The following is a 13,214-nucleotide window of genomic DNA, read 5'->3' as shown; positions in this document are numbered from 1 at the left end:
GTTATAGTTATGTCAGCCTGTCCTGATAAGCGAACGTAGGTGTCCACCCGGGGCCTTTCAACGACCGCTGCGGTGTGTCGCCCGGCCGTCTCGATCCCCCTGCCGATCGGCGGGCCGAACGGCCCGCTCACGAGGCGATGGACGGCATCTCCGGAGCCCGTACGTCGTAGGTCCGGGCCTTCTGCCGCAGCAGCGCGGTGAGGACCTCGGCCTTCTGCGCACCGTTCTCCGAGTCGCCCCACTGCACCAGCACCGTGCGCTTGGGCGCGTTCTTCAGCGGGGCGGCCAGCTTCAGCCAGATCCCGTCCGGAGAGCTGGTACCGATCGCGGTCAGCCGGTCGTCCAGGTTCTTCGGCAGGCCGTTCCGGACCGCCAGGGTCGCCCGCAGGTTCTCGACACTCTGCTTCTGGCCCAGCGCGACGTCGATCCGGGGCAGTCCCTTCGGGGTGCTCCGGGCCGGGCGGGTCTCCACGACCACGCCCTCGTCGTCGACCAGCTGGACCATCAGCATCTCGCCGCGTCCGGTGCCGGAGGTGGAGTTGCCCGCCACCCGGCTGGACGGCAGCGCGGCCACCGGTTCGCGTTCGGTCACCTCGACCCGCAGGGTGCCCGGCCAGGCCCGGCTCACCTGCACGTTCTTGACCAGGCGCAGTTGTTCCACCCGGCCCCCGACCTCGGCCGTGCGGGCCAGCAGCAGCGAGTGGCCGAGCTCGGTCTCGGCAGCCGCGCGTACGTCGGTCTCCTTCACCCGGTCCAGTCCGGCGATCTCCACCTGCTCGACCGTGGCCCAGGGAGAGAAGATCGCCCCCCAACCGCCGGCCAGGAGCACCAGCACGATGCTGGTGGTGATCAGGACACGGCGCCGCCGGCGGGCCCGGACCTTCGCCGCGAACCGCTGGGCGGAGGTCTGGGACACCACCGGACGGGTGCGCGCGGGGGCGTACTGCGGCAGCAGCCCGGTGGAGTGGCTGGCCGAGACCGGCCGTCCCACCTTGGCCGTGGGCTTGCGCCCACCCTTGCGCTCAGGCTGACGCTCGGGTTTGCGTTCGGTCGGCCGGGGTGCCTTGGCCGCCGGTTTGCCGGTGCTCTTGCCTGAGGACGACGGCCCGCCCGGTTTGCGTCGGGGGGCAGCGCTACGCCCGGTCGCCGCGCGCGGCGAGGAACTCCGGCCCGGCCGGCGGCCGGGCCCGCTGGAGGAGTTCGGGGTCATGCCGGCCGGTGCGCGCCGTCGCCGGAACGCAGCGCGTCCAGGATGATCGGCCCCAGGGTGGTGACGTCACCGGCCCCGATGGTCAGGACCAGGTCGCCCTTCTGCGCCCGGGCCACGACCTCGGCCACCGCGGCCGAGGCGGCGGCCCGGTAGGCCACCGACGTCTCCGGCAGCCGCACCGCCTTGGCCACCAGCTCGCCGGTGACCCCGGGCTCCGGGTCCTCCCGGGCGGCGTACACGTCCAGCACCACGACCTCGTCGGCCAGCGAGAGGGCCGCGCCGAAGTCGTCGGCGAAGATCCGCGTGCGGCTGAACAGGTGCGGCTGGAACACGGCCAGGACCCGGCCCTCCCCCACCACCGCGCGGGCGGCCTTCAGCACCGCCCGGACCTCGGTGGGATGGTGCGCGTAGTCGTCGACCACCCGCACCCCCTGCTCGGTGCCCTTCTCCTCGAACCGCCGCCGGGTGCCGCCGAAGCTGCGCACGGCGGTCAGCGCCGGCGCCCCGGAGACTCCGAAGTGCCGGGCGACGCACCAGGCGGCCACCGCGTTCAGGGCGTTGTGCACACCCGGCACGCGCAGCGTGACCGGGCCGATCCGGGTGCCGTCGGGGCGGGCCTCGATAGCGAACTGCACACCTTCCGGCGTCTCCTCGAGGTCGACGATGCGCACGTCGTTGTGCTCGCCCAGCCCGTAACGGCAGACCCGCACCGCGTGGCTGGTGAGCTCCCCCTCGGCCTGGGCCAGCACGCGGCGCACACCGGCGTCGTCACCACAGGCCACCACCATGCCGCCGGGCTTGACCCGCTGGCAGAACTCGGTGAAGGCCGCCTCGACCGCCTCCCCGGTGCCGTAGTGGTCGAGGTGGTCGGCCTCGACGTTGGTGATCACCGCGACCTCGGGCTTGTAGAGCAGGAACGAGCCGTCGGACTCGTCCGCCTCGGCCACGAAGATGTCCCCGGCGCCGTCGTGCGCGCCCTGGCCACCCTCGGTCAGCTCGCCACCGATCGCGAACGACGGGTCCAGGCCGCACTCGCGCAGCAGCACCGTGGTCATGCCGGTGGTGGTGGTCTTGCCGTGGGTGCCGGCGATCGCCACCGGGCGACGGCCGGTCATCAGCGCGGCCAGCGCCTCCGACCGGTGCAGCACCCGCAGGCCCCGCTCGCGCGCCTCGACCAGCTCGGGGTTCTCCGGGCGCACGGCCGAGGAGATCACCACGGTGGCCCCGGCCGGGACCTGGTCGGCGCGGTGGCCGATGAACACCGCCGCACCCCCCGCGCGCAGGCCGGCCAGCACCGGGCTGTCCCGGTTGTCGCTGCCGGACACCACCGCACCGCGGGCCAGCAGCAGCCGGGCGATGCCGGACATCCCCGCGCCGCCGATCCCGATCAGGTGCGCGGCCATGATCGGCTCGTCCACCAGCGGGGCACCGTCGGCACTGGTCACGGTGGGCTCACCGGAGATCCGGCCGCCCACCCGGGAACCGCCGATGGTGGGCACGCTGAGCTCCGGGCCCTGGTCCGGCTCGCTCATCGCTTTCCTCCCCGGGTACGAGCCGCCGTCTCGACCATGGTGGCCAGTCGCTCGTCGGCGTCACGGATGCCGAAGCGGGCCGCCGCGTCGCCCATGGCGCGCAGCCGGGCCGGGTCGCTCAGCAGCGGCAGCAGCACGTTCGCCACCCAGGTCGGGGTGCAGGCAGCGTTGTCGATCAGCAGCCCGCCGCCGGCCGCGACCACCGGCTCGGCGTTGTGCCGCTGTTCGCCGTTGCCGATCGGCAGCGGCACGTAGGCGGCCGGCAGCCCCAGGGCGCTGACCTCGCTGACGTTGCCGGCGCCGGAGCGGCAGACCACCGCGTCGGCCGCGGCGTAGGCCAGGTCCATCCGGTCCAGGTACTCGGTGACCACGTAGCCCGGCGGCGGCTCACCGTCGAACGGCACGGTCTTGCCCCGCCCGGCGGTGTGCAGCACCTGGATCCCGGCGCTGTTCAGCAGCCAGGCGGCCTTGCCGAAGGTGTCGTTCAGCTGCTGCGCGCCGAGCGAGCCGCCGGTGACGAAGAGCGTGGTCTGGTTCGGCTTCAGGCCCAGGGCGACCCGGGCCGTCTCCCGCTGCGACTCGCGGTCCAGCGAGGTGATCTGGGTGCGCAGCGGCAGGCCGATCACCTGGGCGTGGCGCAGCGCGGTACCGGGGAAGGTGACCCCGACGTGCGGGGTGAGCCAGGAGCCGAGGCGGTTGGCCAGGCCGGGCCGGGCGTTCGCCTCGTGCACCACGATCGGCACTCCGAGGCGGCGGGCCGCCAGGTAGGCCGGCGACGACACGTAGCCGCCGAAGCCGACCAGCACGTCCGCGTCCCGCAGCACCGCGGCGGCCGCGTCGATCGCCGCCTTCAGCTTCCCGGGCAGCCGCAGGACGGCGGCCGAGGGCTTGCGCGGCAGCGGCACCCGGGGCATCAGCTCGAGGTCGTAACCGGCGGCCGGCACCAGCCGGGCCTCCAGACCCTCGGCGGTGCCGAGCGCGGTGATCCTCGTGTTCGGGTCGCGGCGGCGCAGGCAGTCGGCCAGCGCCAGCAGGGGGGCGATGTGACCCGTGGTGCCGCCCCCGGCGAGAACGACGGAAAGGCTCATCGGCCCCTGCCCTCCCTTCGGACCGGCAGCACGGCCAGCGAGCGCTGCACCAGACCGGCGCGGGCGGCCAGGGCCTCGGCGGCCCCGGACTCACGCCGGGCGAAGCCGAGCACCATGCCGATGGCGGCGAGCATCGTGACGAGGGCCGTACCGCCGCTGGAGACCAGCGGCAGCGGCATACCGACGATCGGCAGCAGGCCGACGACCCCACCGATGTTGATGACGGAGTGGGTGACCACCCAGATCAGAACTCCCGAGGTAGCGATTTTCACGAACAGCTCGTCGCTGCGCAGCACGATCCGGGCCAGGCCGAGACACAGGGTCAGCAGCAGGCCGATCACGAGCAACGTACCGACGAGTCCGAGTTCCTCACCGATGATGGCGAAGATGAAGTCGTTGTGCGCTTCGGGAAGGATGCCCCACTTCTCCCGGCTGGCCCCGAGGCCGAGACCCCACCAGCCGCCGGAGGCGAGGGCCCACTGCCCGTGCACGCTCTGGAAGCAGGCGCCCAGGGCGTTGGCGCTGGAGGCGTCGCAGCCCTCCAGCCAGCTGCCGATCCGGCCCAGCCGGTTGCTGCTGAACAGCACCAGCAGCAGCACCGCGAACAGGAGCCCGACGGAGGCGGCGGCGAAGATCCGCAGCGGGGCCCCGGCCACGAACAGCAGACCGGCGACGATCGCCATCACCACCATTGCGGTGCCCAGGTCCCGCCCGCCGAGGATCAGCAGGAGCAGCACCCCGGCCCCCGGCACCACCGGGATCAGGGCGTGCAGCGGGCGGTCCAGCAGAGCGCGCTTGCGCACCAGCACGGTGGCCGCCCAGACGATCAGCGCGAACTTGCCCACCTCGGCCGGCTGCAGGTTGAACCCGGCGATCGAGACCCAGCCGTAGTTGCCGTTGATCCCGGCCCGGAACGGTGGCACGAAGGTCAGGAACTGCAGCACGAACGCGGTGAGCAGCATCGGCCAGGCCAGGGCCTGCCACATCCGCAGCGGGATCCGGCTGAACAGCACCAGGGCGGGGAAGCCGATCGCGGCGAACAGGGCCTGCCGCCAGAACTCGCTGAACGGTGAGGCGCCGTTGGCGATCGAGATCACGCTGGAGCTGGACAGCACCATCACCAGACCGATGCAGGTCAGCGTGACGGTGGCTCCCAGCACCAGGTAGTACGAGGTGAGCGGCGCGTTGAGCCGCCCGGCCACGCGCAGCGGGAGCGAGGGCCCCGGCGCCGGCAGACCGGCGGCGACACTCACCCCTGCACGTCCTTCACCGCGGCGGCGAAGGCCTGACCGCGGGCCGAGAACGGTTCGCCCTCGGGAGCCGGCAGCACCGGCGAGAGCAGCACGGTGTCGCCAGGCCGGGCCAGTTCGGCGGCCCGCTCGACGGCGGAGCGCATCACCGGCTCGATCTCGGGCATCCCGACAGTCTCCTGGACTCCGGAGTCGGAGACCGGGACATCCGGGGCGTGTCGGCCAAGGGCCTCACGCAGCGCAGCCGTCCCCTCGCCGGGCAGCAGGACCACGCCCCGCAGACGCCCGGCGTACTTCTGCACCACCGCGTCCAGGTCCACCGGGACATCGCCGTAACCACCGGCGATCCACACCACCGACTCGAAGCTGGACAGCCCGGCCGCCGCCGCGAACGCGTCGGTCGCGGCCGAGTCGTCCACCCAGTCGATCTCCCCGCTGCGGGCGAGCAGGTTCAGGCGGTGCGGCAGCGGGTAGTAGTGCCGGAGGCCGTCACGGACCGCGGACGGGGCGACCCCGTACGCCCGCGCCAGCGAGGCGGCGGCCAGGGCGTTGAGCACGTTGTGGGCGGCCAGGACCCCGGCGCCCGCGGTGCGGACGTCCTCAGTCGTCCCCAGCTCCGCGGCCGAGGTGCTGCGCTGCGGCACGAAGGCCCGGTCGCACAGCACGTCCTCGACCAGGCCGAGCATCGAGACCGCGGGCACCCCGCCGCTGAAGCCGATCGCCCGGGCGCCCTCGATCACGTCGGCCTCGCGCACCAGCTCCTCGGTGGCCGGGTCGGCGAGGTTGTACACGCAGGCGATCTCGGTGTTCTCGTAGATCCGCCCGAAGCCGGCCGCCGGATCGGCCGGGCCGACGTTCAGGCAGACCGAGGCCAGCGGCCGCAGCGAGGAGGACCAGCGCAGCTGGAAGTCCGACAGCTGCACGGCCAGCACGTCGTACGCCTCGGGGTGCAGCACCGACTCCAGCAGCGAGGTGCCCGCCTGGCCGGTCGAGGTGGCCCGCTTGCCGGCTGCCGAGAGCATGGTGGCCAGCATCGTGGCGGTGGTGGCCTTGCCCCGGGTACCGGTGATGGTGAGCCAGGGCGCCGGGTTGCGGGCCGGGCGCAGCCGCCAGGCCAGCTCGGCCTCCGACCAGACCGGGATGCCGGCGGCCAGCGCGTCGCGCACCACCGGATTCTCCTCGGTCCACCCCGGGGAGACGACCAGCAGCTCGGCCCCCACCTCGGGCAGGGCGGCCACGTGCTCGGCGCCGAAGCGGATGTCCGCGCCCAGCACCTCGAGCACGGTGCCCCGCTCGCGCCGGTTGCCGGTGTCGTCGACATCCACGATCACCACCTGGGCGCCGCGCTCGAGCAGCGCGTCGGCACAGGCGAACCCGGAGATCCCGATCCCGGCGACGACGACCCGCAGGCCGTCCCACTCGTTGTCCAGAGGGTTGCTCATATACCCACCACCCACTCGGCGTAGAACACTCCGAGACCGAGCGCCACGAAGAGGCCCGCGATGATCCAGAACCGGATGACGATCGTGACCTCACCCCAGCCCATCAGCTCGAAGTGGTGTTGCAGCGGCGCCATCCGGAACACCCGTTTCCCGGTCAGCTTGAACGAGCCGACCTGGATGATGACCGACAGCGTGATCATGATGAACAGACCGGCCAGCGGCACCAGCAGCAGCTCGGTGCGGGTGGTCACGGCCAGACCGGCCAGACCGCCGCCGAGCGCCAGCGAACCGGTGTCGCCCATGAAGATCTTGGCCGGGGAGGCGTTCCACCAGAGGAAGCCGAAGCAGGCGCCCATCACGCAGGCGGCGACCACGGCCAGGTCGCGCGGGTCGCGCACCTCGTAGCACTGCGGGCCGGCCCCGGAGGCCAGCTGGCAGGACTGGTTGGACTGCCAGATCCCGATCATCACGTAACCGCCGAACACCATCACGCTCGCGCCGGTGGCCAGGCCGTCCAGACCGTCGGTCAGGTTCACGCCGTTGCTGGCGCCCGCGATGATGATGTACGTCCAGATCACGTACAGGATCAGGCCGATGACCGGCCCGGCGAAGGCCAGGTCGACCGCGGTGTCCCGGATGAACGAGATCGCCGTGGTGCCGGGCGTGCGGAAGCCGTCGTCGGGGAACTGCAGCGTCAGCACCGCGAACGAGATCGACACGAACGACTGGCCGGCCAGCTTGCCGCCGGCGGTCAGGCCCAGGCTCCGCTGCCGGCTGATCTTGATGAAGTCGTCCAGGAAACCGACCAGGCCGAGACCGGCGATCAGGTAGAGCACCAGCACGCCGGACATGGTCGGGCCGTCCAGCGTGACCGCGTGCGCGACGGTGTAGCCGATCAGGGTGGCGGCGATGATCACCGCCCCGCCCATCGTCGGGGTGCCTCGCTTGACGTGGTGCGAGGTCGGGCCGTCGTCGCGGACGAACTGGCCGTAGCGGCGCTTGACCAGGAACCGGATGAACAGCGGGGTACCGAAGAGCGCGCAGATGAGCGACACGGCCGCGGCGATCAGGACCGTCAACACGACGCTGCCTCTGTCTCTCTCGATCGGTGCCGGGGGAGGTCCGGCGGATTACCGGGACTTGCTGTGGACATGCCAGACATCAGCGCGACGGTCCCCCACACGTGCCGGGGGTCAGTCGTCCGGCGCTCACCGTACCGAGCCACCGCGGGGCGTGTTTCACCGGTTCCGTCCTCCTGCCACCGGGAGAGCCCCGGAACCGTCCGTCCCCTCCAGCACCGCGGCGAGCACCGACCGGTCGTCGAAGGGGTGCACCACCCCGGCGATCTCCTGCCCCCGCTCGTGTCCCTTGCCCGCCACCAGCACGATCCCGTCCGGACCGGCCAGCCGGACCCCGGTCGCGATCGCCTCGCGGCGGTCGGGAACCTCCAGCACCTCGCGGGCGGTCCCGCTGGCCCCGGCCACGGATCGTGCCCCTTCGAGCACCGAAGCCCGGATCTCGGCGGGCACCTCGGAGCGCGGGTTGTCGTCGGTCACCACCACCAGGTCGGCGTGGCGGGCGGCCTCGGCGCCCATCTTCGGGCGCTTGGCACGGTCCCGGTCTCCCCCGGCGCCCAGGACGACCACCAGGGGGCCGCTCCGGGCGGGCCTGAGGGCCTTCAGGGCCGTAGCCACGGCGTCGGGGGTATGGGCGTAGTCGACGACCGCCAGGGGGCCCTGGGCGGCGTCGACCTGCTCCATACGGCCGGGCACCGCGGGCGCCGCGGCCAGCAGGCGGGCCGCCTCGGCCGGTTCGGTGCCGGAGGCGACGAGCATCAGCAGCGCCAGAACGGTGTTGGCAACGTTGAAGTCGCCCGGCAGGGGGCAGTGCGCGTTGAGTGCGATTCCGTCAGGACCCGTAAGGACGAAATCCGTGCCCCCGTCGCGCGGGGACGCGTCGGTCACGCTCCAGTCGGCTTTCCCGACAATGGACGGGTCGGGCGCGGCGGCGGTGGTGAAGGTCACCACCGGGACGGTGGCCTCGCGGGCCAGCCGACTCCCCCACGCGTCGTCCACGCAGATCACTCCCTGCCGTGACCGCGCCGGGGTGAACAGCTCGGCCTTGGCCGCGAAGTAGTCCTCCATCGTGGGATGGAAGTCCAGGTGGTCCTGCGAGAGGTTGGTGAAACCGGCCACGTCGAACCGGATGCCGTCGACCCGGCCGAGCGTGACCGCGTGGCTGGAGACCTCCATCGAGCAGACCTGCACCCCACGGGCGACCATCAGCGCCATCAGCGCGGCCAGGTCGGGCGCCTCCGGGGTGGTGCGGACGCTGTCCACCTGCTCGTCGAGGATCCGGGTGAGCACCGTGCCGATCAGCCCGCAGCGCCGCCCGGCCGCCCGCAGCGCCCCGTCCAGCAGGAACGTCGTGGTGGTCTTGCCGTTGGTGCCGGTGACCCCGAACATCAGCATCTTCTCGGCCGGGGCGCCGAACACCCAGGCCGCCAGCGCTCCCAGCACCTCGCGCGGGTTCGGCACCACCACCAGGGGCAGGCCGCTGTCGGCGGCGACCGCCGCGCCCTCGGGGTCGGTGAGCACCGCGGTGGCGCCCAGTTGCGCGGCACCGGAGGCGAACCGGGCGCCGTGGGTGCGGGCGCCGGGCAGCGCGGCGTAGAGGTCTCCCGGGCGTATCGCCCGGGAGTCCAGACAGACGCCGGTGATCGCGACGTGGCGCGAGGCTTCCGGCACGGTGGTACCGAGAACGTCTGCGACGTCGGCTAGGGAACGGGCGGGCGCGGGATCGCGCAGCGGGGCCGGCACGGTGGTCGAGGCTATCCGGTTTCCGCTACCGCTCAGGACCACTCGAGCGGGAGGTGCGGCTTCTTCGTCCCGGTCGGCTCGATCCCCTGGGAAGTCAGGGCCAGGGACATGATCTCCTTGAACACCGGGGCGGCCACGGTGCCACCGTAGTGGCCGTTCTTCGGGTCCTGGACGAACACTGCGACCACCAGTTCCGGATCGTCCGCCGGGGCCATCCCGACGAAACTGGCCGTGTACGAACCGTCATAGCAGCCGCACTCGGAGCTGTAGCGCTGGGCGGTGCCGGTCTTGCCGGCCACCCGGTAGCCCGGGATCGCGGCGTCCACCGCGGTACCGTCGTCGCTCACCACGCTCTCCAGCATCAGCCTCAGCTCCTGGGCGGTCTTGGCGCTGACCACCCGGGTCTTCTTCCCGTCGGGTTCCGCCTCGAGCCGGCCGTCGGCCCCGGTGACCGCCTTGACCAGCTTGGGCTGCACCCGCACCCCGTCGTTGGCGATGGTGGCGAACACGTCGGCCGACTGCAGCGCGGTCACCGACACACCCTGCCCGAACATCACGTTCAGCCGGGTCCGGCCGTCCCACTCCTCGGGAGTGCCCAGGATGCCGGCCGACTCGACCAGCCCGACGCCGGTCTTGCTGCCCAGGCCGAACTTGGTCAGGTACTCGTACATGGTCTGCGAGCTCATCCGCTCGCCGACCATCACGGTGCCGGTGTTCGACGAGGTGGCCAGCACCCCGGCGAAGGTGAGCTGCTCGGTCGGGTGGTCGTGCGAGTCACTGATCACCCCGGCCGCCCCCCGGTCGAGCTTGTAGGGCACCTTCAGCGGAGTGGTGGGCTTCACCTTGCCCTCTTCCAGCGCCGCTGCGGCGGTGATCACCTTGCTGGTCGAGCCGGGCTCGAACACCTCGTTCAGGGCCCGGTTGCCACGGTTCTCGGTCTTGGCCTTGCCCGGGTTGTTGGCGTCGAAGGTGGGGGCCTCGGCGAGGGCCAGGATCTCCCCGGTCTTCACCTTGGACACCACGATGGTGGCCGACTGCGCCTTCGACTTCTTCACCACCTCGCGCAGCGCCTCCTGCGACTTGTACTGCAGGTCGCGGTCCAGGGTCAGCTGCACGTCCTTGCCGTCCACCGCCTCGGTCACGGTGGTCATGCCGGTGGCGATCTGCTGACCGTCCTTGCCTCGCTCATATTTGAACTCGCCGTCGGTGCCGCGCAGCAGGTCGTCCTGGGTTCTCTCGATCCCGGCCTGGGGCTCGCCCTCACCGTTCATGAAACCCAGCACGTTCGAGGCTACGGTGGTGGCCGGGTAGGTGCGGCGACTGGCCTGCTCGCTGAAGATGCCGGGAATGGCCAGGGCCGAGACATCGCGCCAGACAGTCGGTTCCACGTCCTTGACCACATAGGCGAACGACCGGTTGCCGCCCAGCGCCTGGGCCAGGTCCGTGACCGGCATGTCCAGCACCGGGGCCAGTGCGCGGGCCGCGCCGACCACGCCCCTCTCGTTGTCCGCGACCTTGGCGTAGCGGTTGTACTGGGGCACCAGCGTCTGGTCGACAGTGATGTTGCGACGCTCCACCGTGGTGGCCAGCACACCGCCCTTGGTGTCGAGGATGTCGCCCCGGTGGGCGTACAGAGTGCGGGCCCGCAGCCGGTTCTCCAGGGCCTCGTTCGAAAGCGTCTCGGAGTCGAAGGCCTGCAGCTGCACCAGTCTTCCGGCGAAGATCACGAAGATCAGGACGATGACGACCGCGGTGAGGCGCAGCCGGGTGTCCGGGTTGCCGGCCCGGGCCGGGCCCAGGTTCAGCAGCGGCCCTCGCGGCCCCCGAGGCCCTCCTCCGCCTCGCCTTTTCGGTTGCGCGCGGGCAGATCTCACCGCCGGGCCGAGGGCCGAGCGGGTCAGCGTGCGGGCCGGCCTCGTCTTGGTTCCGGCCTGTTTACGGGCCACCGGCTTGGTTTTGGCCGTCCGCCGCGGTTCGGCCTTCTTGGCCGGGGCGGGTTTGCGGCCCTTCACCGGTTCCGGCCGGGGCTTCTGCGCCGGCGGCTGGGCCCGCTTGACCGCGGTCTTCTTCACCGGCTTGGGCCTCGGGGTGGCGGCGCTGCGGCCGGAACGACCGGTGCCACGCGGATACTCGGCCCCGGACCGGGCGGCCGCGCCGCCACCACTGGGGCTCATCGCGAGGGCTCACCCGTCGTCGGCGCGGTGCTCTTGACGGGAGCCGGCGGGGCGGTCGCGACCTCCGGCTCGCCCTTGACCGTGCCGTCCTTCGGGTCGAAGAAGGCAGGGTTGTCCACCGGGACCATGCCCAGCTCCTCGGCCGCCTCGGCCAGCTTCTGCGGCGCGCTCAGCTCCTGCACCTGCTCGGTCAGGGCCTGCCGCTGCTCGGCGAGTTCCCGCTCCTGGTCGCGCAGTTCGGTGAGTTCGTAGGCCCCCTTGCCGATGCTGATGTTCAGCAGCAGCAGCATGAGCAGACCGGCCCCGAGCAGCCCCACGCACAGCAGCGCCAGACCGGTGGCCGAACGCCGCGGCGTGGGAACCACCCGCAGTCGGGGACGCACAGCACGCGCCGGCGGCCGGGCCGGTTGACGGACCCGGGCCGCGGCCGCGGCCGCTCCCGAAAGATGGTCCGGCGCAACCTTCGCGGTCGCGGTGCTGGTGCTCATCCTGCGTCCCCTCCTCGTGGTCGGCGGTAGCCCGCCCTGCCCGGTGCCGAAGTTCTGCCGGCCGGCCGCAGCCGCTCGGCCGCCCGCAACCGGGCCGAGGCCGCCCGCGGGTTCTCGCCCGTCTCCTCCTCCGGCGGCACCTCGGCCCCTCTGGTCAGCAACCGCATCCGCGGAGCGTGCTCGGCCAGCTCCACCGGCAGGCCGGGCGGTGTGGTGCTGCGGACCTGTTCGGCCAGCACCCGCTTGACGATCCGGTCCTCCAGAGAGTGGTAGGCCAGCACGGCGATCCGGCCGCCCACGGCGAGTGCCTCCACCGCCGCCGGAACCGCCCGCTCGAGCACCTCCAGCTCCTGGTTGACCTCGATCCGCAGCGCCTGGAAGGTGCGCTTGGCCGGGTTGCCGCCGGTGCGCCGGGTCGCCGCCGGCACGTTGTCCCGGACCAGCTCGACCAGCCGGGCGCTGGTGGTGAAGGGCCGGGCCGAGCGCTCACGCACGATCGCCGAGGCGATCCGCTTGGCGAACCGCTCCTCGCCGTAGTCACGCAGGATCCGGGTCAGCTCGGCGGCCTCGTAGGTGTTCAGGACCTCCGCGGCGGGCAGGCCCACGGTCTGGTCCATCCGCATGTCCAGCGGGGCGTCGACCGCGTAGGCGAACCCGCGGTCGGCCTCGTCCAGCTGCAGCGAGGAGACCCCCAGGTCCATCAGGACGCCGTGGACCTCGTCGATCCCCAGGTCCTCGAGGACCTGCGGGATGTCGTCGTAGACCGCGTGCGCGGGCCGGAACCGCTCACCGAAGCCGGCCAGCCGACGGCCGGCCAGCTCCAGGGCCTGCGGGTCGCGGTCGATGCCGATCAGCGTGGCCTCGGGGCAGGCGCGCAGCAGTGCCTCGCTGTGCCCGCCCATCCCGAGCGTGGCGTCGACCACGACCGATCCGGGCCTGCTCAGGGCGGGCGCCAGGAGTTCGACGCAGCGGTCGCGCATGACGGGGACGTGGCGCTCGTGCGCCTGCGCCGTGTCCTGCGCCGGGTGGGACTGGTTCTCGGTGGTCACAGAGCTCTCGGGACGCTCAGGGCGGGTCATCGCGACCTCCCCTCGGGGAAATGGATCGGGCCCGGCCGTCCGTGGCCGGGCAGGTGGACTTCGGGCAGGAAGTCGAGGCTCTGATTCGCTAACCACACTCCGGGACCGACGGCCCGGGCGACCTCACGCGTC

10 protein-coding genes are annotated in these 13,214 nt (G+C 72.4%); all 10 read right to left on the bottom strand.

Annotation, left to right across the window (positions count from 1 at the left end):
- Nucleotides 1-127 precede the first annotated feature (127 nt).
- Nucleotides 128-1,210, bottom strand: a complete 1,083-nt coding sequence (locus LWF15_RS22990) for a cell division protein FtsQ/DivIB (protein WP_232812974.1) — start codon at nucleotides 1,208-1,210, stop codon at nucleotides 128-130.
- Nucleotides 1,207-2,742, bottom strand: coding sequence for a UDP-N-acetylmuramate--L-alanine ligase (gene murC, locus LWF15_RS22985; RefSeq protein WP_232812973.1), 1,536 nt, complete (start codon nucleotides 2,740-2,742; stop codon nucleotides 1,207-1,209). Before murC ends, LWF15_RS22990 begins: the two co-directional genes overlap by 4 nt.
- Nucleotides 2,739-3,830 carry an undecaprenyldiphospho-muramoylpentapeptide beta-N-acetylglucosaminyltransferase gene (murG, locus tag LWF15_RS22980; RefSeq protein WP_232812972.1) on the bottom strand — a complete coding sequence of 364 codons (1,092 nt, stop codon included), beginning with the start codon at nucleotides 3,828-3,830 and terminating at the stop codon, nucleotides 2,739-2,741. Before murG ends, murC begins: the two co-directional genes overlap by 4 nt.
- Entirely contained in the window at nucleotides 3,827-5,083 is a 1,257-nt protein-coding gene (ftsW, locus tag LWF15_RS22975) for a putative lipid II flippase FtsW (RefSeq protein ID WP_232812971.1), read from the bottom strand. The genes murG and ftsW overlap by 4 nt, the downstream gene beginning before the upstream one ends.
- Nucleotides 5,080-6,522 carry a Mur ligase family protein gene (locus LWF15_RS22970; RefSeq protein WP_232812970.1) on the bottom strand — a complete coding sequence of 481 codons (1,443 nt, stop codon included), beginning with the start codon at nucleotides 6,520-6,522 and terminating at the stop codon, nucleotides 5,080-5,082. Before LWF15_RS22970 ends, ftsW begins: the two co-directional genes overlap by 4 nt.
- Nucleotides 6,519-7,604, bottom strand: coding sequence for a phospho-N-acetylmuramoyl-pentapeptide-transferase (gene mraY, locus LWF15_RS22965; protein ID WP_232812969.1), 1,086 nt, complete (start codon nucleotides 7,602-7,604; stop codon nucleotides 6,519-6,521). The genes LWF15_RS22970 and mraY overlap by 4 nt, the downstream gene beginning before the upstream one ends.
- Before the next feature lie 156 nt (nucleotides 7,605-7,760).
- On the bottom strand, nucleotides 7,761-9,341 hold the full coding sequence (locus LWF15_RS22960; RefSeq protein WP_232812968.1) for a UDP-N-acetylmuramoyl-L-alanyl-D-glutamate--2,6-diaminopimelate ligase: 1,581 nt from the start codon (nucleotides 9,339-9,341) through the stop codon (nucleotides 7,761-7,763).
- Between the two features lie 32 nt (nucleotides 9,342-9,373).
- Nucleotides 9,374-11,515: a peptidoglycan D,D-transpeptidase FtsI family protein gene (locus LWF15_RS22955; RefSeq protein WP_232812967.1), complete on the bottom strand. Its 2,142-nt coding sequence runs from the start codon at nucleotides 11,513-11,515 to the stop codon at nucleotides 9,374-9,376.
- On the bottom strand, nucleotides 11,512-12,003 hold the full coding sequence (locus LWF15_RS22950) for a hypothetical protein (RefSeq protein WP_232812966.1): 492 nt from the start codon (nucleotides 12,001-12,003) through the stop codon (nucleotides 11,512-11,514). Before LWF15_RS22950 ends, LWF15_RS22955 begins: the two co-directional genes overlap by 4 nt.
- On the bottom strand, nucleotides 12,000-13,082 hold the full coding sequence (gene rsmH, locus LWF15_RS22945; protein ID WP_232812965.1) for a 16S rRNA (cytosine(1402)-N(4))-methyltransferase RsmH: 1,083 nt from the start codon (nucleotides 13,080-13,082) through the stop codon (nucleotides 12,000-12,002). Before rsmH ends, LWF15_RS22950 begins: the two co-directional genes overlap by 4 nt.
- Between the last annotated feature and the right edge of the window lie 132 nt (nucleotides 13,083-13,214).

Origin of the sequence: Kineosporia rhizophila (genome assembly GCF_021277265.1) — a bacterium.
Taxonomy (GTDB): domain Bacteria; phylum Actinomycetota; class Actinomycetes; order Actinomycetales; family Kineosporiaceae; genus Kineosporia; species Kineosporia rhizophila.
The sequence above is the reverse complement of the archived record's forward strand: the minus strand, read 5'-3'. Positions and strand labels throughout refer to the sequence as shown.

What these genes read in the sequence shown, in the direction of transcription:
- LWF15_RS22955 (WP_232812967.1), bottom strand. Translation starts at nt 11,515, where the DNA reads ATGAGCCCCAGTGGTGGCGGCGCGGCCGCCCGGTCCGGGGCCGAGTAT.
- rsmH (WP_232812965.1), bottom strand. Translation starts at nt 13,082, where the DNA reads ATGACCCGCCCTGAGCGTCCCGAGAGCTCTGTGACCACCGAGAACCAG.
- LWF15_RS22950 (WP_232812966.1), bottom strand. Translation starts at nt 12,003, where the DNA reads ATGAGCACCAGCACCGCGACCGCGAAGGTTGCGCCGGACCATCTTTCG.
- LWF15_RS22990 (WP_232812974.1), bottom strand. Translation starts at nt 1,210, where the DNA reads ATGACCCCGAACTCCTCCAGCGGGCCCGGCCGCCGGCCGGGCCGGAGT.
- murC (WP_232812973.1), bottom strand. Translation starts at nt 2,742, where the DNA reads ATGAGCGAGCCGGACCAGGGCCCGGAGCTCAGCGTGCCCACCATCGGC.
- murG (WP_232812972.1), bottom strand. Translation starts at nt 3,830, where the DNA reads ATGAGCCTTTCCGTCGTTCTCGCCGGGGGCGGCACCACGGGTCACATC.
- LWF15_RS22970 (WP_232812970.1), bottom strand. Translation starts at nt 6,522, where the DNA reads ATGAGCAACCCTCTGGACAACGAGTGGGACGGCCTGCGGGTCGTCGTC.